Annotated in this window: 4 protein-coding genes; all 4 read right to left on the reverse strand. The window is 57.1% G+C overall.

Annotated elements, in window-relative coordinates:
* Positions 1-69: 69 nt before the first annotated feature.
* Positions 70-771 (reverse strand): 4'-phosphopantetheinyl transferase family protein, encoded by a 702-nt coding sequence (locus DPF_RS06755; RefSeq protein WP_069858299.1) that lies wholly within the window; start codon positions 769-771, stop codon positions 70-72.
* Positions 768-17,060, reverse strand: coding sequence for a non-ribosomal peptide synthetase (locus tag DPF_RS06760; protein WP_069858301.1), 16,293 nt, complete (start codon positions 17,058-17,060; stop codon positions 768-770). The genes DPF_RS06755 and DPF_RS06760 overlap by 4 nt, the downstream gene beginning before the upstream one ends.
* Before the next feature lie 84 nt (positions 17,061-17,144).
* Positions 17,145-20,723, reverse strand: a complete 3,579-nt coding sequence (locus tag DPF_RS06765) for an autotransporter domain-containing protein (protein WP_218069964.1) — start codon at positions 20,721-20,723, stop codon at positions 17,145-17,147.
* A gap of 90 nt (positions 20,724-20,813) precedes the next feature.
* The gene (locus DPF_RS06770) at positions 20,814-21,398 is read right to left on the reverse strand and encodes a YcjF family protein (protein WP_069858305.1); all 585 of its coding nucleotides are present in this window, start codon (positions 21,396-21,398) and stop codon (positions 20,814-20,816) included.
* Positions 21,399-21,728 lie beyond the last annotated feature (330 nt).

The raw sequence follows: 21,728 nt of genomic DNA on the forward strand, positions 1-21,728 counted from the left end.
CCGGAGGCTGCCTGGTTTTTGATCCATGTTGTCCTTTTGTCCAGCCGCGCCAGATACCCGGACAAACCTTCAAGCCGTGTGGCCTGGAGGTTTTTTTATGCCCGAAACCAGGTCCTCGGCTGTGGGCAGAAGCAAGGGCATGACTGATGGGGGCGGCGGTGTGCCCACTGTCAGCCAGTATCCCTTTTCCAATGGATAATGGCGCCAGAACCAGGACAGATTTTTGGCTGTCAGGGGACATGTGAGTGTCTCCATGTCCAGGGGGTTGGTCAGCAAGCCCGTGCCCAGGGCCTTGAGAATGGCTTCCTTGATGGTCCAGCGTCTGATGAGATCCGATGCGGGATCTGGCTGTTGGCGGATGACCTGCAGTTCCGTTGGGGTGAAGGCAATGGCAAATTCTTCCACTTGCAGCGGGCGTACCTTTTCCACATCCACGCCGATACACGACTGGTCGGCACTGCCTATGGCACAGACCGCCCAGCGGCCGGAATGACTGAGACTGATGGGCCGCCCACTGCCCGCAAGTATTGGTCTGCCCTTGGACTCATGACCCAACGCGGCCAATCCCCTGTCCATGTTCCATCCCTCAAGATATTGCATGCCGTAAGCCACGAGCAGCCTGGCCAGCATCCGTTGCAACCGATCACTCCTGCGCCGGTTGCGACGGATAAAACGGCTGTCGGCGTCCGGGATCAGGGAGAGGAACGTGGTTTCGTCTACCCTGTCCATGTGCTCGACAGGTGCAGCCAGGAGCAGGGAGGTGGTCTTCATGCGGTTCTTCCCGGGGTGCAAAGAGCGATGATTTCATGAAGATATGTTTGCATCTTTTCAAGCAGATCTTCCAGATACCGGGGAGAGAACTCGGCAGGATGTGCATCCACGTTGAGTCTGAGCCGATGGTCCTGGACCAGACCGGTCACTGCCAGTTTGGCCTGTTGGGGAAAATCGTTGTCAACATCACTGGAAAATCCAAGTTCTTCCAGAGTGAACGGGCCGCTGGTGCTGCCTGAGACGTCGCCCAGATAGTTGAACAGGACGTCGGCTTCGTAGTCCTGCAATGCTTCAATTTCGGCTAGATACCGTAAGACCCCGAAGCCCAGCCCCTTGGACGGAACAGCACGGAGGGAACGGTGCACGGAGCGGATGGTGGCAGGGATATCCGTGGCCGCGCACAGCACTGTTGGATGCACCGTGGTGAACCAGCCCACAATGCCCCCAAGGGAAAGATTTTCAAACAATTCCTGGCGTCCGTGGCCTTCCAGATCCACCAGGAGTTTCCGGGTGCCGCTTTGTGATTTCACGGCCAGCAGCAAAGCCGTGAGCAGCAGATCATTGATATTGGTATCATAGGCCTTGTGGCATGGGCCCAAAAGAAGCCGGGTATTTTTTTTGTCCAGAATCAGATCTCTGGTGATGAGTTCGCAACTGCGTCGTGTCTCAACGGTGCCCTGTACAGGTATCCCTGAGGGTCTGGACGCGAGCTGTTTTTTCCAGAAATCCCTTTGCTGCTGTACCTCCGGACTCTGTGCATGCTTGATCAGGCGTGCGGCCCATTGGGCAAAGGAACCATGCTGAGCCAGGGGGGCACTGGGAAGTTCCACGGGAAGATCGTGGTCCACACAGTGCAGGGCTGCAGCCAGATCGCCCAGGATGAGGTGCCAGGACACTCCGTCCACAACAAGGTGATGGATGATGAGGGCCAACCGGTCCGGTTCCTTGTCTTTCCGGCCTGGGACCAGAACAGCCCAGGCCAAAGGCCCCCTGGCCAGGTCCAGGTTGTGGGCAATGTCGGCAGCCACCTGTTGCAACTCGTCCGCAGTACAGGTTCGCAGACCAAACCTGTTGTGACCGCTGGTAAGGATATGTTGTTGCCGCTGACCCTTTTCCAGGGGATAGACAGCACGCAGCATGTCGTGGCGTCGGCTGAGTTCGGCAAGTGCTTTTTTGTATACGGTGGCCGGTCGGCAACGATCCGTGCGCAGAATCACGGATTGAAAAAACTGTGCGTGATTCATGTCCAGGGAAAAGAGCCACCGCTGGATCGGAGTGAGGGGAACGTTCTGGATGCTTGGTCGGGGAGCCGCTGCAATCTCCTCGATGATGGCCGCCAGGCTTCTTACATGTGGATCCTTGAGCATGGAAAAGTGGTTGCCCGGGCAGTAACGTTCCTCCATGCCGCCCAGGGCCAGATTTTCCCAGCCCAGGGGGCGGGTCTCAAAGGACTGGTAGGAGCCGTTCACCGGATCCTTGGGACGGATACATGTCATGGGTATGGGCAGGGGCTGAGGTTCATAATGGGCCCACGCCAGAAGCTGGGCCTGAAGAAAGGCATGCAGGCGCTTCATTGATGGCACGGATGGAGCACCATCTTCATAACCGGTCAGGGCTTCCAGTCCGACAGCAATGGCCTGTTCAGGCACTTCCTGAGGAATCTGGTCTCTGGGGACGGGGTTTCCAAGGTCATCGTCCAGCAGATGGTCTCGGGTGTTCAAGGAGATCACGCCGCGTACCGGGCAGTCGGCCTCGAGCAACTGGCGGGCAATTTCCCAGGCGGTCATGCCGGCCATGCACAGGCCCACCAACAGGAAATCTCCCCTGGGAAACCGTTGGATCAGGCTCGGCACATAGCGTGCAGCCACCTTTTCCAGCTGCGTGTCCGGTTGCTGGCCATGATCAATGCCGAAGGGAGGGAGGACAAAAACAGGCCGTTCCTTGGGCAGGGCATTGATCAGATGGTGATAGCAGCGCACAGACCCACCGGTCGTATGGACCAGGACAAGGGGACATCCGCTGCCTTCGCGCACGGGTATGAGAAATGGCTGTTTCTCTTCCTCACCTTCCTGTAGGTCGCGTATACGACGGGCCAAGGTGCGTATGGTCACGCCGTTCATGAGTTCGGAAATGGGTATACTGCAGTTCAGATTGGTTTCCACGTGGGCAATCAGGCGCATGGCCTTGAGGGAATCCCCGCCCATTTCAAAAAAATCGTCATCCAGGAAAACCGTGTCCATGCCCAGCACATCCAGCCAGATACGGGCCAGGGCCAACTCCAGGGCTGTTGATGGCGGTTCACCCTCGGTATGCTGTGGCCGGACGAGTTCAGGCAGGGCTGCCTGGTCGATTTTTCCGTTGGTATTCAGGGGCAAGGCTTCCATGCGAATGAATAGGGCAGGGATCATATATGCGGGCAGTTTGCGACGCAGCAGAGCCCGCAATGCGGTTTCGTCCCATTTTTCGGCCACAACATAGGCGCAGAGTACAACATCACCGTTGGCATCCGGTCGGGCCAGGACGGCTGCCGAACGGATCTCCGGCCGGGCCAGCAGAATCTGCTCGATTTCCGCCGGTTCGATACGGAAACCGCGGATACTGAGCTGATTGTCGATTCTTCCCAGAAATTCCATGGTGCCGTCGGGAAGACGACGGCAAAGGTCCCCGGTACGGTACATGCGGGCGTATTCCCCCTCCTTGTCCCTGGCAAAGGGGTTGGGGACGAAAGCATGGGTCGTCTGATCCGGCTGGTTGCGGTAGCCGCGGGCCAGGGCCTTTCCCGACAGATGCAGTTCTCCGGGCAGGCCGTCGGGCTGGAGATGACCATGGCGATCCAGAATGAGACATTGGGTGCCGGCCACGAATCGGCCGATGGGGATGGGTTTGTTTTCCTCCTGCACCAGATGGTGCGTGGCCATGATGGTTGCTTCACTGGGCCCGTATTCGTTGTACAGTTTGTAGGGCTGGGGGCGAAAGGTGCGCAGGGCGTCTCCTCCGGTGGCCAGCAGTCGCAGGGATCGTGGAGGAGCCAATGTCTGGAACTGCTCGGCCAGCACGGTGGGAATGTTGGCCAGGGTGATCCCATGGGTATCAAAGTGGGTATGCATGCGCTGCAGGCTGGTACGATGGGGGTCGTCAAGCACATCTATGGTTGCGCCTGCCGCAAGGATCGGGAAAATGCCCCAGGCCGCCGCATCAAAGGCAAAACTGAAGACAAGACCGGCACGATCCTCGGGAGTGACCTCATAGGCCTGGATATGCCAGGTGCAGAAATTGGCCAGACTCCGGTGTTCGATCATGACCCCCTTGGGTTGGCCTGTGGTGCCCGAAGTGTAGACCACATAGGCAAGACTTTCCGGATGTGGCGCGGGCAGACTCTTGGATGTGGGCGTGTATGATGTGCGGACATCAAGACGCGGTCCGTCAAAGGCGGTTGCCAGTTCCGCCATGGAGGGGTCACTGATGAGAACACAGGGAGCAGCGTCCGAAAGGATATGGGTCATTCGGTCTTGGGGATATGCCGGATCCAGAGTCACATAGGCACTACCTGATTTGAGGATGGCCAGCAGGGCCACCATGTACTCTGCCGAGCGGGGCAGGAGTATGGCGATGGTGCGTTCCGGACCGGCACCCAGTTCGCGCAGTTTGTGAGCCAGAGCATCGCTTCGTGTGTCCAGTTCCTCATAGGTCAGGCTGTTGTCCCCACAGACCACAGCAATGTTTTGGCCGTGACGGGCCACGCTGCTGCGGAACAGATCCACCACTGTCGTATCTTTGGAAGAAACCGCCATGGGGGAGATTGTTGCTGGAACACAAAGGCTCAGCGCTGATGGAATGATGTCCGGATTGTCTGCCATCTGGTGTAGTACGTGCAGAAAATGATTGCCCAGATCCTGCACCAGCCATGTGTCCAGGGCCGTGGCGTTAAATTGCAGACGTCCGTTGAGTTCCTGTCCCTGTTCAAAGACCAGAGCCAGATCGTAGTTGGTCTGGTTGAATCCCCCGGATGTGGTTATGCCAAGGGCCTGGTCAGGATGTGATGACGGCAGATTTTCAAAGACAAACAGGTGGTTGATAAGGCCATTGCCCAGAGGAGTAAGCTGCTGAATATGGGCCAGGGGAATATGGGCATGGGGTTCCATGCGAAGCATGTCTGCCTGTACCCGGGTCAATACCTGGCGCAGGGGCTGGTTGTCCGGGAATGTAATGCGCATGGGTACGGTGTTGACAAACAATCCGACCATGTTTTCCACGTGGGGCAGATCAATATTGCGTCCCGAGAGCACTGTGCCGAAAACCACGTCGTCATTATTGACCGCTCTACTGAGAACCAGGGCCCAGGCGGTCTGCAGCACGGTGTTTATGGTGACCTGGCAGTCCCCTGCCAAGGCGGTCAGTTTGCGGGACAGGTCAGACCCGCAATGAAGGGGAATGGTTTGGCCGTCATAGGGACCCTGTGCCTTGATGCGGTGTCCGGGCAGATCCGTGGATTCGGCCCCCTGCAGCCATTGGCGCCAGAAGGCTTGTGCAGCAGCGTGATCCTGTGAAGCCAGCCAGTGTATGTAGGTACTGAAGGGCGCGGTGGGAGCAGGAGGCTCGGCGCTGAATAATTCCGAGGCCAGGATACCCATGCTCCAGCCGTCGAGGATACTATGCTGGAAAGAAACCAGCAGGGCATGGTGATTGGGTCCCAGCACACAGAGAATCAGGCGAAAAAGCGGTCCCTCTTCCAGGTCAAGGCCGTGCTCGCGCACCGAACGCTGCAGCTCTTCCATGCGCTCGAGCTGCTTATCTTCTGGCAGGTCCTGCAGATCTTCTTCTTCAAGGACAACACCTGCATCAGATACTTCAATGAGCCAGGGGCTGCTCAGCCCTTTCCACGCAAAAAGTGTGCGCAACATGGCATGGCGCTGTACACACCCAGCCAACCGAGTTCGTAATGCCTCGATATCCAGGGGGCCGCGCAGGTCCAGATTGCTCTGCTCTATGTAGGTTGCTGATTCGGGCTCGCGGGTGTGATGGTAGAGCAGACCTTCCTGCATGGGGGTCAATGGATGCACTGCCAGCAGGCGTTTCCCAAAACGTTGACCAAGAATGTGCAGATCCCGCTCGGGTGGTTGCGGTGTGGGACTGACAGGGACTGGTGGCTCTGTTGTGCGGGATTTCTGCAGTTTGGCGGCCACCTGGCACAGTCTTGGATGATTGAACAGAAGTTGCGATGTCAGCTGATATCCCCGGGCCCGCAGGCGGGAGACCACCATCATGGCTTTGATGGAATCGCCGCCCAGGGCAAAAAAGTTGTCCTCCCTGCCGGGAGAGGCAACATCGAGTACCTCCCTCCAAATTGCAGCCACCGTCTTTTCCTGTTCCGTGCGTGGCTGCGATGGGGCTGGGGCTGCTTCTTCCTGTGGTGCAGGAAGTGCCGCATGGTCGATTTTGCCGTTGGCTGTGAGTGGCAGATGCTGCAGGGAGCAGATGCGTCCCGGGACCATCCAGCGCGGCAGCCGTGTTGTCAGCCAATCAAGCAGAAACTCCGTATCCTCCATCCTCGGCGTGACATACGCTGTCAGCAGGTTTTTTTCTCCATCTTCATGCAGTACGGCCACAGCGTTGTCCACGCTGTCATGGGCCAGGAGTGCGGATTCGATTTCTCCCAGCTCCAGACGTTGTCCCCGCAGTTTGACCTGTCCGTCCATGCGGCCGATGAAGTCGAGGTTGCCGTCGGGCATGAGGCGGCAGATGTCCCCGGTGCGGTACATGCGGGCGTGGGGTCCTTCTTGGGCAAAGGGATTGGCCACAAAGGCCCGGGCTGTCTGCTCTGGTCGGTTGAGATAGCCTCTGGCGATCTGGATACCGGACAGATGCAGCTCTCCGGGAGCGCCAAAGGGCTGCAACTGGCCATGTCGGCCAAGGATATGACATCGGGTATTGGCAATGGGGGTGCCGATGGGGGGGCTGGTGCGTGACGTGGTCACGGGCCAGCTCGTGGCACACACCGTGAATTCCGTTGGGCCGTAGCAGTTGCGCAGCTGGTAGGAACGTGGAGTCAGGGGGCCTGGTTTGTCGCCTGCCAGGGTGACCACACGCAGGTCGGGAAACTCATGGCCGTCCAGAACCTGATGGCCCACCTGGGGGGGCAGAAAGGACACTGAAATGCCGTGTGCATGAAAATAGTCGCGCAGGGCTTCGATATCCAGCCGCAGGGGTTCGGGAATGATATGCAGGGTCGCTCCGGCGGTCAGGGCCGGAAAGATTTCATACACAGAAGCGTCAAATGTCCATGGCGCATAGGTCGTGCACACATCGGTTGCGGTGAGGGGAAAATCCGTATGCTGCCAGCGGCACAGGTTGACCAGGCCGGCATGCTCCAGAAGTACCCCTTTGGGCTGACCCGTGGAGCCCGAAGTATAGATGACATAGGCCAGATGCTGTGGCCGGGGTGCCGAAGGAACAGGGGACGCATGTTCCTGCAGGTTGGCAAGGTCCACTCGCGTTACTGAGGCCAGGGTGAGCAGATGGCGCGTTGCCTGAGTGTCCACAAGGATGGAAAGCCCTGCGTCCTGTGCAATAAATTCCAGACGTTCTGCAGGCCAGGAAGGATCAAGGGGAAGATAGGCTGCGCCGGCTTTCATGATGCCCAGAGCCGCTATGACGAAATCTTCATTGCGCGGCATGAGGATCCCCACCATGGTCTCGGTGGTGACCCCCTGGGCGGCCAGACGGGCGGCCAGAGCATCGGTACGAGCATCAAGTTCGCCATAGGAACAGGTACCCTCTGCGCACACAAGGGCTGTCTTCCCGGGGTTCTGTCGGGCAACGGCGCGGAACAGATCAACCACGGTACTGTCTGTCTCGAAGGTTCGATCCGTGCGATTGCAGTGGACCAGAAGACGACGTTTTTCTGCCGCAGTGAGCATGGGCAGGGTGGAAATGGCCGCATCGGGCGTCTGGACGGCCCCTTCCAGCAGAGTCAGGTAGTGTTCGCGAAGGGCCTCCACTCGCCACGTTTCAAAGCTGGCCGTGTCGTAGTGAAAGGTACAGCTCAGACGGTCTGCATCAGTCCATTCAACGGCAAATTCCACGTCAGTATACCCGGAACTGTGCAGAGGGGTGATGGTCAATGCATCGGGTGTTCTGACCGGGGGCTGGTTTTCGAGAACAAAGAGCTGATGCATGGCCTCGCCGGTAAGTTCGTTGAGCTGGGCCATGGGACAATGTGCATGGGCCTCGGCCTGCAGATTCCAGTCCTGTATGGAGGAGGCGAAATCTATAAAGGGTTGTTGCGGTGTATAGACCGCCCGGACCGGTACTGTTTGTACGCAGAGTCCCACAAGCTCTTCCACGTTGGGGATGGTGGCCGGACGGCCCGAGATGACGTTGCCGAAAAGGACGTCGTCTTGGTCTGCATGACGGGCAAGGACAATGGCCCAGGCCGCCTGGAGCAGCGTGTTCAGGGTCAGACCGTGCTTGGATGCCAGGGAACGCAGACCCTGCTCCACCTGGCGGGTGAGCTGGAAGGGAAGTTGTGCCGGGCCCGTCTCGGTTGTCTGAAGCTGATTGTCCACACTTCGGCGCGGAAGCAGAGCCGGTGATGACAACTCCCTCAATGTTTCCTGCCACCATTTCAGGTTTTCAAGGGGATCCTGACGGGTCAGTTCACGGATGTGTGCCAGGAAGGACACCGGCGGTTTTTCCGGTGTTTCCGGGGCAAAGAGTTCCCCAAGCACCTGGCCGAGGCTCCAGCCGTCCATAACAATATGATGCCAGGACAAAAGCATTCGGAATCGTTGGGATTCGAGACGGAAAAGCAGGATGCGGACCAGAGGATCCCTGTCCAGCCTAGGCACGGGCATGTCTGCCTGGGCTTTCCGGATGGCTGCTTCCTGGGCGCTTTGAGGCAGGTTGCGCAGATCCTGGTAGCGAAAGAACGATGCTTTGTTGTCCAGTACCACCTGCCAGGGCTGGTGTTCATCATGAACAAAAATGGTGCGCAGGGCGTCATGGCGTCGGGTGATCTCCTGCCAGCGGTTTTGCAGAGCTGTCGGATCCAGCTTCCCTTGTATTTCTGCCCAGTTGTCAATGATATAAGCCCCGGGATCGCGTTGGGCCGCAGCAAGCATGGCCGTCTGCATGGGGGTAAGACGGCATATGGTGGTGATGTTGGGCACACGCTTTGACAGATGTTCGCGGGTGGCTGTCTGTACGGTCGGATCATGCCATGTGGTGTTCAGGTCTGCCTTGTCTGCAGCCGCGGGATGCATGCTTTTGGCCACTGTGGCCAGATCGGTGCGTGCATAAAGTTCTTTGAGCTCCAAGTGGTAGCCCCGGCTCCATAGGCGTGAGGCAACCATCAGGGCTTTGATGGAATCACCGCCAAGTTGAAAGAAGTCGTCGTCAAGTCCTACTCGTTCCAGGTCCAGCACCTCGGCCAGTACGTCGCAGAGATTTTTCTGGGCCTCATTTTCAGGCGCTTTGAATACTGCCTGAAGCATCTCGGGCGCGGGCAGGGCTTTGGTGTTGATCTTGCCGCTGACGGTCAAAGGCAGGGAATCGAGAAAGATGACATGTTCCGGAACCATGTAGGGAGGGAGTTGTTCCCTTGCAAAGGAGGCTATGGTCTCCTGATCAAGTTCGGCCTTATTTTTGGGCAGAACATAGGCACACAATTGTCCCTGATGGACCCGGAGGACGCATTGCTCCACAAGGGGATGCGTCTGGAGGGTTGATTCGATTTCCCCCGGTTCGATGCGGTGCCCCCGGATCTTGAGCTGCGCATCAATACGGCCCAAGAATTCGATGCTGCCGTCGGGTTGCCAGCAGCAAAGGTCTCCGGTGCGGTACATCCTTTGGGTGTCGGGGCCTGTGGCATAGGGGTTGGGGACAAACACGGTTTCGGTCAGATCGGGCCGGTTCAGATACCCGCGGGCCACCTGAATACCTGTGATGCACAATTCTCCGGGGATACCAACGGGCAGGAGATGGTCGTGCTCATCCAGAATGAACATGTCTGTATTGTGCACGGGTTTGCCAATGGAGCGCGGATTGGCCTGACCGGCATCCCGACAGCTGGTGGAGGTGATGGTGCATTCTGTGGGGCCGTAGTTGTTCAACAGGCTGAAGGGAGGATTATCCCGGGGCGTGAAAACGTCACCACCGGCGGTCAGGGTTTTCAGACTATCAACAGCAGATCCTTCCTTGAGAAAGAGGGTTGCCATGTGTGGGGGCATCCACGTGTCGGTGATACCGTTATGACGCAGATAACGGGTCAGGGCACGGAGATCATGCCGCAGGTCCTCGTCAAGTATATACAGTGTGGCCCCGGCCGTGAGGCCGGGGAAGATTTCCCAGATGGAGACGTCAAAGGCGTGTGCGGCAAAATGGGTCAGGCGTGAATCGGGATTCAGGGCATAATGACGTGCGGTCCACAGGGTCTGGTTGGTCAGGCTGCGGTGTTCAACCGCAACCCCTTTGGGCAGTCCGGTAGTGCCTGAGGTATAGATGACATAGGCCAGATCCGTGATTCGGGGCGCAGGAAGGGGGGCTGCTTTGCTGGTAAACAACTGTGCCTTGTTCACATCAAAGCAGGGCAGTTGGGTATCCAGGGAGGAGATCAGCTCGGTTTCGCTGATGAGCGCCACGGCACCGGAGTCTTCAAGCTGAAACTGCAGGCGTTGTCGGGGGGCGTCCACGGCCAGGGGCAGAAAAGCCCCTCCAGCCTTGAGCACTGCCAGCAGGGACACGGGAAAGGCGAGTCCTCTGTGGAGAAGCACGGCCACCACCTGTTCCGGGCCGGCGCCTGCATCACGCAGGCGTGTTGCCAGGGCATCGCTGTGCTGATCCAGCTCTTTATAGGTCAGGTGCTTGTGGCCAAAGACGAGCGCGGTTGCCTGGGGTTGGCTGGCAGCCTTCTGGCGGAATAATTCAACCACCGTGACCGGAGGATAGCTCACCTCGGGTGCCCGGAAATGGTTCAGGATCATGTCCTGCATGCTTGGGGAAACCAGACAGACGTCCCCCAACAGCATGTCCGGGGTGCGGCTGATGTTTTCGAGCACGGTCACGTAGGCATGGGCCAGAGATCGGATACGCCACTCGTCAAAACAGGCCCCGTTGTAAACCAGCATGCCTGCCAGGCGGTCCTGAGGTTCCCAGACCACGGCAAAATCGAAGTTGGTCTGACTGAATTCCTCGATCACCTCGCCCTGGATTCCTTGGGCCACATGGGGGCGGGGATGGTTTTCCAGTACAAAGAAATGCGTCAGCAGGTCCTGATGCAACCCCGAGGCAGAGAGAATGTCTGCCAGGGCGCAGTATGCGTGCCTGCGTGCCTCAATGGCCGTATCCTGCAACTGGTGTGCAAGATCAAGAAAGCTCAGGGCAGGATCGCAATGCAGGCGTACGGGCACGGTGTTGGAACACAGCCCGATGAGATTTTCCACCCCGTCCAGCTCCGGGGAGCGGCACGAAACCACTTCGCCAAAAACAACATCTTTGCGCCTAAGGGAGATGCTCAGCAACAGGGCCCATGCCGCCTGCAGCAGTACGTTGAGGGTGACATTGGAGCGTGCGCATAGTGCGTGCAGGCGGGACTGGAGATCATGGTCCAGTTCCAAGGCTTGACGCCGGTTCTGCACATCACCTGTGGATGCATGGTATCCGGGCAGTTGGGACGGCTGGGCTCCCTGAAGATGCGTTTTCCACCAATGCAGCGATGTCTTTTGGTCCTGGGCGTTCAACCAGTCTATGAATGCATTGAACTGCAGGGGATGTTCCACCGGGGGTGTTTGGGGGAACAATTCGTTGAAGAGGATGCCTACGCTCCAGCCATCAAGGATGATGTGGTGCACCGTGAACAACAACAGGTGCTCCTGGTCGCTGATGCGCGCCAGGGTGAAACGGATCAGGGGCGGATGTTCCAGATCGAACCCACGGGCGCGTTCTTTGCGCATGAGGCTGGCCATGTGTTGCTGCCGGTCTTTTGTGGACAGGGAACTCATGTCTTCTCTGGTCAGGATGGTGTCCATGTCCACTGTGCCAAGGACCACCTGCCAGGGCCTGGATACGCCATGATGGACAAAGGCTGTACGGAATATGTCGTGTCTGGATAGCAGGCTCTTTATTCTCTGGTGCAACTGGTCCGGTCGGAGTTCTCCGCGGAGGAGCAGAAGATTCTGTTCCATGTACGCATGGGAGTGCGGATGCAACCGGGCGTGAAAGAGCATGGCCTGCTGCAGGGGGGCCAGATTGTACACTCGCTGCATGCGCTCACCAAACAGTGATTCCAGATACGTCAGATCGCTTGCGGGAACCTTGGGGTCTGGTTGTTCCGTACCGGCCCCCGCCTGCGTGTTGACCGCGGTCATCCGGGGGGCCAGGGAGGCGATGGTTGTGCCGCGCAGGAGATCACTGGCGTCCAGAGAGTAGCCTTTGGCCCGGATGCGTGATGTGATCATGAGGGCCTTGATGGAGTCACCTCCCAGATCAATGAAACTGTCCTCACGGCCGACTTGGGGTACATGGAGTTGTTCCGACCAGATTTCGGCGAGGAGGCGTTCTTCCCTTGTCCGGGGAGGAGTAAAGGGGCGATCTGCATTTTTGGGGATGGCCGGGAGGGATTGTTTATCCACCTTGCCGCTGGCGTTGACCGGCATCTTCTCCAGGGCCATGAGACGATCCGGAACCATGTAGGCGGGCAGACGTTGGGCCAGCATTGTCTGCAGGTCGTTCATGGACAGGGTCGCATCATTTGTCACCACATAGCCATGGAGGTGATGTACTCCATGTTCTTCACAGGCAATGACTGCGGCCTGACGCACGCCGGGACAATCGAGAAGAGCCTTTTCGATTTCAAGGGGTTCAATGCGGTGCCCGCGGATTTTGAGTTGACTGTCGGCCCTGCGCAAGAATTGGATATTGCCGTCGGGGAGCCAGCGGCAGATGTCACCGGTACGGTACATGCGTGCGTAGGGCGAATCCTGAGGGGCCAGGGGGTTGGGCAGGAATGCAGAGGCAGTCAGGTCCGGACGATTCAGGTATCCCCGGGCCACCTGCACCCCGGCCAGGTGGAGCTCTCCGGGTACTCCCACAGGACGCGGGTTGCCGTCGATGTCAAGAATCAAGGCCCGGGTATTGTCCACAAGTTGACCAATGGGTACGGGCCACGTGCCGTCCAGGTCAAAACTGGTTGTCGTGACAGTGCATTCTGTGGGCCCGTACGAATTACAATGTCGGTAATTCCCTTGAGGCCGGGCCATGTGGAGGGTTTCACCCCCCGAGAGCATGAGGCGCAGATCCGGCAGGCTCGCGCCATCGATCATTTCGGCAACCTGAGACAGAAAGTAGGCTACTGTAATGCGCTCACGACGCAGGTAGTCTTCCATGCGGGGAAGATCGTGGCGCGTTTGATCGTCAAGAATGTGAACTGTGGCACCCTGCATGAGCATGGGCAAAAATTCCCAGATGGAGGCATCAAAGATGAACGGGGCAAACGCCGTGGTTCGGTCGTTATGCGTGATGGCGTAATGACGCGTAAACCACTGGCAGAGATTGGTCAGACTGCCATGTTCAACCATGACGCCCTTGGGCTGTCCGGTGCTGCCCGACGTATAGATGACATAGGCCAGATCCTTTGGGCCTGGTGCTGGCGGCTCTGGCAGGGAGTCCTGGGGGGGCAGATGGCGTAATGTGGCCGCATCAATCCACGGGCCGGAAAAGTATTCTTCTGTGGGACGGAGATCAGCCGTGCTGATCAGGGCGCAGGGGTTTGTATCGTCAAGCTGGAATCTGATGCGTTGGGTGGGTGCGTCCGGGGCCAGTGGCACAAAAGCGGCCCCGGCCTTCATGACGCCCATCATGGCGATCACAAATTCCAGGCAGCGATCCAGACGGATGGCCACCATCTGCTCTGGTCCGGCACCAAGGGAGACCAGGTGTTTTGCCAGCATGGTGCTGGAGCGATCCAGCTCGGCGTAACTGATATGATGGTCCCGGAAGACCAGTGCGGTCCTGTCTGCGTAGCGTTGGGCGGCTTCGTTGCAAAGGTGCACAATGGTATGGCTCAGGTCAAAGGGCACATCCTTTCCCTGCCAGTCATGCAATACCTTTTGGGCCTGGACCGGAGGCAATGCTGAAACCGAACGTAACGTAACCGATGGATCTGTGGCCAGTCGGGCAACCTCCTTGACCAGATGGGCAAAGCATTGCCCGAAACAGCGGGCTGTTTCAGGGCGCAGGGCCTCGGAGGAAAGCAGGTTGCAGTGCAGAACACCGTCCATTTCCACTATATCAAGGGCAAAATCGTACATGGCACCGCGGCCCGGCGGCACAAGAGGCGTGAAGGAAAGACCGGGCCAGGTGGGACGTCGCTGGTCGGCCTTTTCGTAACTGAGCATGGTTGCTGCCGGGGACCGATCCAATCCTTTGACTATTTCGCTGTAGGGCGCTCGGTTTCTGGCCATGGACTCGGCACAGGCCAGGCGGATCTGCTGCATAAAGTGAGGAAGCGTCCACTCGGGTTGTATCCTGAAGTCCTGAGGTACGGTGTTGACAAACATGCCCACAACCCGGTCCATGATCTCGTCGTGACGTCCGCCATCGGCCATGCCTACACAAAAGCGGGTCCCATCGGTGATTTTGTGCAGGAAGAGGGTGTATATAGCGTTGAGGAACATATTCATGGTCACGCTGTAGGTACGGCAGGCACGGTACGCCTGGGCGGTCAGTTCAGCATCCAGGGTTATCCATTCCTGCCGCCCCACAGGAGAACCGCTGCGAGACGGGAAGTCCAACGGGATGTTCCGCGGGGATAGATCCTGCAGACGCTGCACCCAGAACTGTGTGTCCTCTGCTGCACGATCCTGGTCTGCAACATGAGGAATATCCCGCAGAGACACGGGTTTTTCAATGGGGGCATGGCCGTTCATGAGTGCGTTCAGGTCATCGAGCAGGATGCCCAGTGAGGTCCCGTCGGCAACGATATGCAGCAGATCAAGCATGAATACATGTGATCCGTCGGCAAGGGTTGCCAGTCCTGCGCGCATAAGGGGAGCACGTTCCAGGTCGAAGGGACGGATAAAATCGCTTAGGATCTCTTCAACCGTACGTTCACCTGCATGTATGCGTTCCAGGGCAAAGGCTGGTTCGTCCACGACCTTGCGTACCAGGTGTTCATCAATATGGTGGAAACTTGATCGCAGGGCCTCGTGGCGGAGGATACATTGTCCCAGGCTGATTTCCAGCTGCTCCACGTCCAGGGGCTGTTGGGTTTCCTGGATTTTCCAGGCCAAGGGCAGGTGGTAGGCATCCTGGCCGTGTTCGCGCTGGAAGATGGCATACAGACGCTCTTCTGTGGGGGACATGGGAGTGAAGATGTCAGGGGTGCCGTGGTCCAGTTTGAAGGTGAATCCGCCATGGCGTAAGGCCTGAACACTTTCCCGTACTGCTGTTTCAATCTGACGGATGTCTTCGTCGGTGTGCTCGGTGCTCAGACCGCAGGTGCGTCGTTCCCATGTGTAAATGCCGCGTTCCATGAGCAGCAGGTAGAAAAGGGTCAGTTCTATGGGGTTGGCAAGGGCGCTGTACGGACCAAAGCCTTCGAAAATGAACTGGGGGCCAAAGTTTCTCATGCGCAGGGGCACCTGGTTGTTCTGGAACCAGAGGTTGAGGCGATCAGCCAGGAGATTGGTCTGATCAGAAACCCGTTTTTGAAGAGACGGCCCCTGTTCCAAAAGATAGCCGGTGGCGGCGCAGACTCCTTCCATGCTCAGAGGGTGGCGGCAGAAGGTTCCTCCGAAAACAATGGTTTTGTTCTTGGCCGGGTGGTTGTCTTTTCCTAAAAATCCGCCGTCGATATAGTCGATATATTCTTTACTGCCGGCAACAACACCCACGTGGAGGCCTCCGCCCACCACCTTGCCGTACAAAGCCAGATCCGCGCGTATATCGAAATGCTCCTGGGCTCCGCCAGGAGCGCAACGGAATCCGTTGACGACTTCGTCAAAGATGAGACAGATACCTTTTTCCCGGGTGAAGCGCCGCAACCGGCGCAGAAAGGTCTGTGGCTGCAGGTTGGGTTTGCGGCTCTGCACCGGTTCAACAAGTACTGCGGCAACGTCCTGCCAGCGTTCTTCCAGCAGGGTAAAGGCCGTATCGCTGTTGTAGTCCAGAACGAGCACGTCCTGGACCATGGCCAGAGGTGTTCCTGGTGAGTAGGTGCCGGTGCCGCCGTTTTCCGAAGCTGCAAGTATGCCGTCAAAGGTGCCGTGATAGGAGCCGTTGAACAGGGCGATGAGGGGACGTTCCGTCTTGGCCCGGGCAAGGCGAATGGCGAACATAACCGCTTCGGTGCCGGTGTTGCAGAATGAGACCCGTTCCATGCCGGTCAATCGGCTGATACGTTCTGCAGCCTTGGACGTCAGATCACATTGCGGTCCGAGGCCGAAACCGCGTCCCAGGCGGTTGCGCAAGGCCTCCACCACATACGGGGGATTGTGTCCGAGAAAATGCACTCCCATGCCCACGGCTATGTCGATGTACTCGTTGCCGTCCACATCGCGAAAACGCCCGCCCCATGTGCTGTCGGCAACAATGGGATAGGCAATGTCATGCAGCTCAGGACGGAAGGACAGGGAGGATTTCCAGTCGGCCAGGACTGCGGAGTGTCGCCCCAGGGATCTGGACTTTTGCGTCCGCTGGGCATGCCTTTGTACCAGGCCAGAGACAAAGGCTGCCTGTTGTTCCGAAAGGGGGGCAGGTTCAAACACGAAACCGCGGATGTTGCGTTTCAGCCGGACCTGTTTCTGGGGGGCCGGAGATGAAGGGGAAGCGGGTTCTGCCGTTGGAGGAGAGGATGGTGATGAGGAAGGATGGAGTGCGTTTAACTGCTGGGCAAAAAGCTCCTGCATGCTCTGGAGCTGAGCTGCAAATAACGGGTGCAGATTTGTGCTGGCAGGAGAAGAGATGGCCTTGGGAGGGGGATCCATTGCCGGAAGGGGAGCTTGTTTGGCGGAGGTATCCGGCGGCGCTTTTTCTGCTTTGGCCATGGGCACGGCATCATTGGAGCGCAATTCCATGACATGGTTGGCCAAATCGGTCAGGGAAGGCATGGTTGTCAGGAACCAGCGTGCTTCAAGGGCAACGCCGAAACGCCTTTCTATTTCCTGGGCCAGTTTGATGATCATCAGGGAATCGAGACCCAGTTCGAGAATATTGGTTTCAGTATCCAGTTCTTCAGGTTTGAGGCCCAGGGTGGTGTGGGCCAGGGAAATAATCGTTTGAATCGGGTCTTCCATTGATTGCCGTACCTTAATGTCTATGGAGTTGGATGGGATGAATGTGCCTCAGGCTCTTTCCCTGTTTATGGCAGGAAAGAAGCATCAGAATGCAAAGTCAAACGACAGCGCAAGGACATTATTGTCATACATGGAGGCTCCATTGTAACGGGAGTATTTTACCTTGAAGTGCAAGCCGGAGTTTATTTCCAGATCCAGGTCTGCGTTGAGGCGTAACAGGTCCTGATCGGTTTTGGCCCCTGTGGTGCTGAAGGAGTAGGCTGGATCGCTGCGAAAAGCAGCGTTTATGTCGGGTCTGTTCAGCCATTGATGCCACCAGGCCATGCCCAGCCTGGGAGTGAGTGTGGCAGTACCAAGGTGAAACGTTCGGCTCAGCTGGAGTCCGGCTGTTGAAGCCAGATACTTGCTTTGCTGGCTGTCCACGCTCAACGCACTGATGCCGCCGTCCTCTTTGTAGGAATCGCTGTCCAGAATCATGAATACGCCTTCAACCAGGGGTTCGAGTTCGAGATTCCCCACATGGAAACTGTGCGCAAGCGATGTGGAGACCATGGCATCGCGCATGTTGAAGTCCGCATCATTGCTTTCGTTCAGCCAAGGCACGTTGCGGGTGGAGGACACGTCATGGGTAGCCACGGATATGGCCGTACTCCATGTTGTTGTCCCGGAGGACCAACGCATGAAGGGACCCATGCGCAGGATGGTGTCGTCCATGTCGCCGGTGGAAGAAAAATCCTGTGTCTCCGTGCCGTAGTCCAGGAAGAGACCAAACTGCAGATGGGGACTGAAGTTTCTCCCTCCGCCCAGGGCCATGCCGTTCCCGTAGATGTCATAGCCGTCAGCTGCTTCGCCGTTGCCATTCTGGTGGCCGAAATGACCGTGGAGTCTGCCAAAAGCGAACCAGCCCCGCTCCTCCCGGGTGGGGATGTGGTACTGGTGTTGGAGGGCGCGGTGCACGTCAGGAGTCTGACGCACCAGGGCCAGGGCCAGACCGTTGGTGGTATGCGGCTGCAGTTGGGCTGCAGCCCCAGCCGGGGTATCTGATCTGTCCAAAGCTGCAATCAGGGATGTGCCGGTGGGAGACAGAGTATTCTGCACCGCTGCTGCCGCCATGGTGTCCAGGGTCGATCCCAGGTCATTATTGCTTATATTGTCGGCATAATAGGTCCAATCACGGCTGCTGTACAACCGCACATCCGTGCCGTCATGGGACAGACTGAAGGTGATGGGATTCATGTCGTTGAGGATGACTGCGGACCCCGCATATGTGGTCACGCCGGAAGCAAGGGTGTAGTTGGCATCCCCCAACACACCGGACAGGCCCGGGTCGATCCATATTGTTGAGGAGAACTCCAAGGTATCGGCATTGGCAATGCCTGCGCCTTCGTCCAGATCCAGGATGAGATAACCGTCAGAGACCGTTAGACTGTTGTTTCCCCCTCCCAGGTCAATATTGCCGTCGAGCAACCCTCCATTGGACAGGAGAACCGTATCGTCGCCGCTGCCACCCTTGATTGAATAGAGTGTGCCTGCAACAGCGCCGCCATTAATGTTGAGCGTGTTGGAAGAACCGTCGCGCATCTCTACGCCATAACCCGTGCTGCTGACCAGTCCGTATATGTTGGCTGTGGAATTCTGCATGCTGACGCCGACGGCAAGGACACCGGGCATGTCCGAGGCATCGGAAATGTACTCGCCTTGTGTGATGGTTTCCCCGTCCCAGGCATACACGGCAGTGGCCTGCGTTGTTCCGTAGAGATCAAGGACGGCGTTATTTTCCAGAACAGCGCCATAGACCGCATGGGTATCTTCGCTGACGGTGTGAAAGGTTGCATTCATTGAACGGGAAGTGGTTACAGCGGCAAGCTTGCCTGTATCGGTAACCGTGACCGTGCTGTTGTCCACGCGAAGTGCTGCAGACGGTCCCAAAACCGCAGCAGTCCCACCAATGGTGACCGTGTCTGCTCCGGATTCCACGGAAATGGCACTGCCGTTTCCCCCCTGCATATACGCCAGGGAGTCTTCTGCCGTGTTCAGGCTAGCCTGGTTTTGAACCACAATGGCTGAAGCCGCGTCGCCGTACGCGCCTACCTCGCCATACAGATCAAGGCTTGCTCCGGATTGGATGGAGAAGACAGATGTTTCCGGGCCATAGGCTTCAGCGCGGGCATTGTCGGCCACGGTGCCGTTGACACCACTGGTCAGGACCACTGCGGCCGTGCCAGTGCTGTTGGTGTAATAGGTGAGGGTGGGGTCAATGGTCGTGACGATGGGATTGCCGATTACATCTATGAGAGTCAGATCCAGATAGGAGGTGGTCCGTCCGCTGGCTTCCACCAGAAACGAGGTGCTGTTGGTCGCATTGGTGATAATGGAGTCAAAGGATGTATACCCGCCGTAGGTACCTGCAGATACACCGGACAGGTTAGCGTTGAGACTTCCGTCAGATCGGTACAAACGTTCCATGCCTCGGATGAGATCCATGAGCAGGATTTCGCACGGCGTGATGGTATAGACGCCGTTTTTATCAATGGTAGTCAGGCTGGGCACGTTGACCACCAATCCCAAGTTCAGTTGCTGATACCAGGCGGAAAAAGAACTGTATCCCGCGATGCTGCCCCCGTGACCGATCAGGGACAGGGGGACGCCGCTGCCGGTGAAGTCCAGTGTGAAAACATTATAGCCGTACCATAAGGGGATGCCGCCCATGCTGATGAGCGTGCTATTGGCCAGATCGGTGCGGGCCGCGAACAGTTCCTCCGGGAGGAATGATGTGCCGTTGGAAAGGGTGTTGGTCTGCAGTATCTGTATCCATTTGAGCTGGTCTTCAACTGTGGAAACCACGGCCCCTGAGGCCCAGGGGATGGTTGGGTCCATTTCCGTGATCTCTTTCCCGGCTTCCGAACCGATGATATCTGTGGCGTTTGAGTCCATGGCCAGGTAGGTAGCGTTCATTTCGGCAGGGGTAAAGACCAGTTCGTTAAGGATATCGGCAATGGTTGCGTTGGTGTTGGTTTTGGCTGCATAGGCAGCCTCGCCGATAAGGGAGAGAATCACTGCATTGGTGTTGGAATAGGTGCCTTCCCAGGGAGAGCTGGCTACCTCCGGATAGTTGGACAAACCCAGTGCGGCCAGTTCGGTGTGAGTGACTTCAGGGGACAGAGATCCATAATCGGCTGCGATCCATTCGTCCCAAAGGGTGGAGGTGGATCCGGAACGTGTGCTACCCATGTAGTTGGGGACCTGCGAACTCATGTTTAGCAATTGTTCCACGGTGATGGATTCTGCCCCGTCGGGCAGTTCCGAGACGCCCAGATCCACGTCATATTTCTTTTGCAGATCGCCCAGGGTGTCGGTCAGGCTGAAGTACCCTTTATCAACCATGAGCAGGATGGCGCTGCCAACGAACATCTTGGATTGACTGCCGATACGGAATGTTCCGTCCTGGTCAACCCCCATGCCGGAGATAGTGGGAGGATCGTTGTTTCCCAGGTTCAGCCCCACATTGCTGCTGATGCCTGTGGACGTAAAATGATTGTTCTGGATGAGTAAGAGCAGATCTTCAGCTTGCGCAGTGGCCGCGTAGGTGGAATCACCATGACAGACGCAAGGAATGACGAGCAAAAACAACATGCCAAGGTTGATTATGAGGTTTTTGTACATGTTGATATCTCTGCTTGTCATATCTCCTTGCATGACAAAAAAAGGCCACGAGGAGAGGTGATTATCCTGTGGCCTCATACGACGAGCTATTTAGGAAGCTGGAGTTTCGACGGTTGTTTCCGTGGGCGCCTTGCCTTTTCCGATCCATCCGCTGACGGTCTTTTTACTGGTTTCGTAACCAGCTTTGATGGAGTCGCTGATCTTGTTCATGCTGGCTTTGTCCAGCCCTTGGCCCGTGGCAAAATGATCGGCAAAGCTTTTGCCCACCGCATAGGTTGCTGCCGCATTGGCCAGGGGAAGGGTCGCCAGCCCCAGACCGGGGCCTATAATGGGGATGTAGCGCGCCAGATCGGAAAGTTTTGGGGTGAGCAGACTGGGCAGGATGCCGCCGACCAGGGCAATGGTGATCTGTTTGCCCCACTGGGCCTGGAAGGGAATGTCATAGGCCTTGGCGAGTTTGTAGATCATTTCCAATTGCAAGGCTGCCAGTGCGGCCATGTCGAAAGCAGGGACAGGAACAAGGGCGATGGCCAGAGAGCTGTGCACCCTGTTTCTGATGATGGCATTGACTGTCTCTGGGGCAGGCAAAGTGCGTGCGGATTGTTCATTGTGTACTGTTTTTTCGGTATGAGGAGCTGCTTCTGGTTTTTGGTCCGGTGTTTGATCTTTTTTCATGGTTTTTCTCCTTTTGAAATGTTAACCGCCATGCAATATGGGGCAGGAACTGCCATGTTTGATGAATGAAAGGTATTGTTTTCGTAAGAGACAGGGCCACAAAGGACGAAGATATCCTAACTTGTTAAAAAATTGTTCTATTTTTATCATATGAGACACGTGCCGTCTAGAAAATAATTTAATGAAGCTTAAATATCTTTTTATCGTTTTCGGATAAATATGTTTTTTTTCAAATAATTGCGTATCCTGATGGATTGGGTTCAATGCACAAGAAGAAGTATTTGAGGTGCCTTGCCGTTTCAAACGGGTAATGCCAAGCAGAACGCAGGA

The organism is Desulfoplanes formicivorans (genome assembly GCF_001748225.1).
Lineage (GTDB): Bacteria > Desulfobacterota > Desulfovibrionia > Desulfovibrionales > Desulfomicrobiaceae > Desulfoplanes > Desulfoplanes formicivorans.

Coding starts and splice junctions, on each gene's coding strand:
- DPF_RS06755 (WP_069858299.1), bottom strand. CDS start 771: ATGAAGACCACCTCCCTGCTCCTGGCTGCACCTGTCGAGCACATGGAC.
- DPF_RS06760 (WP_069858301.1), bottom strand. CDS start 17,060: ATGGAAGACCCGATTCAAACGATTATTTCCCTGGCCCACACCACCCTG.
- DPF_RS06765 (WP_218069964.1), bottom strand. CDS start 20,723: ATGTACAAAAACCTCATAATCAACCTTGGCATGTTGTTTTTGCTCGTC.
- DPF_RS06770 (WP_069858305.1), bottom strand. CDS start 21,398: ATGAAAAAAGATCAAACACCGGACCAAAAACCAGAAGCAGCTCCTCAT.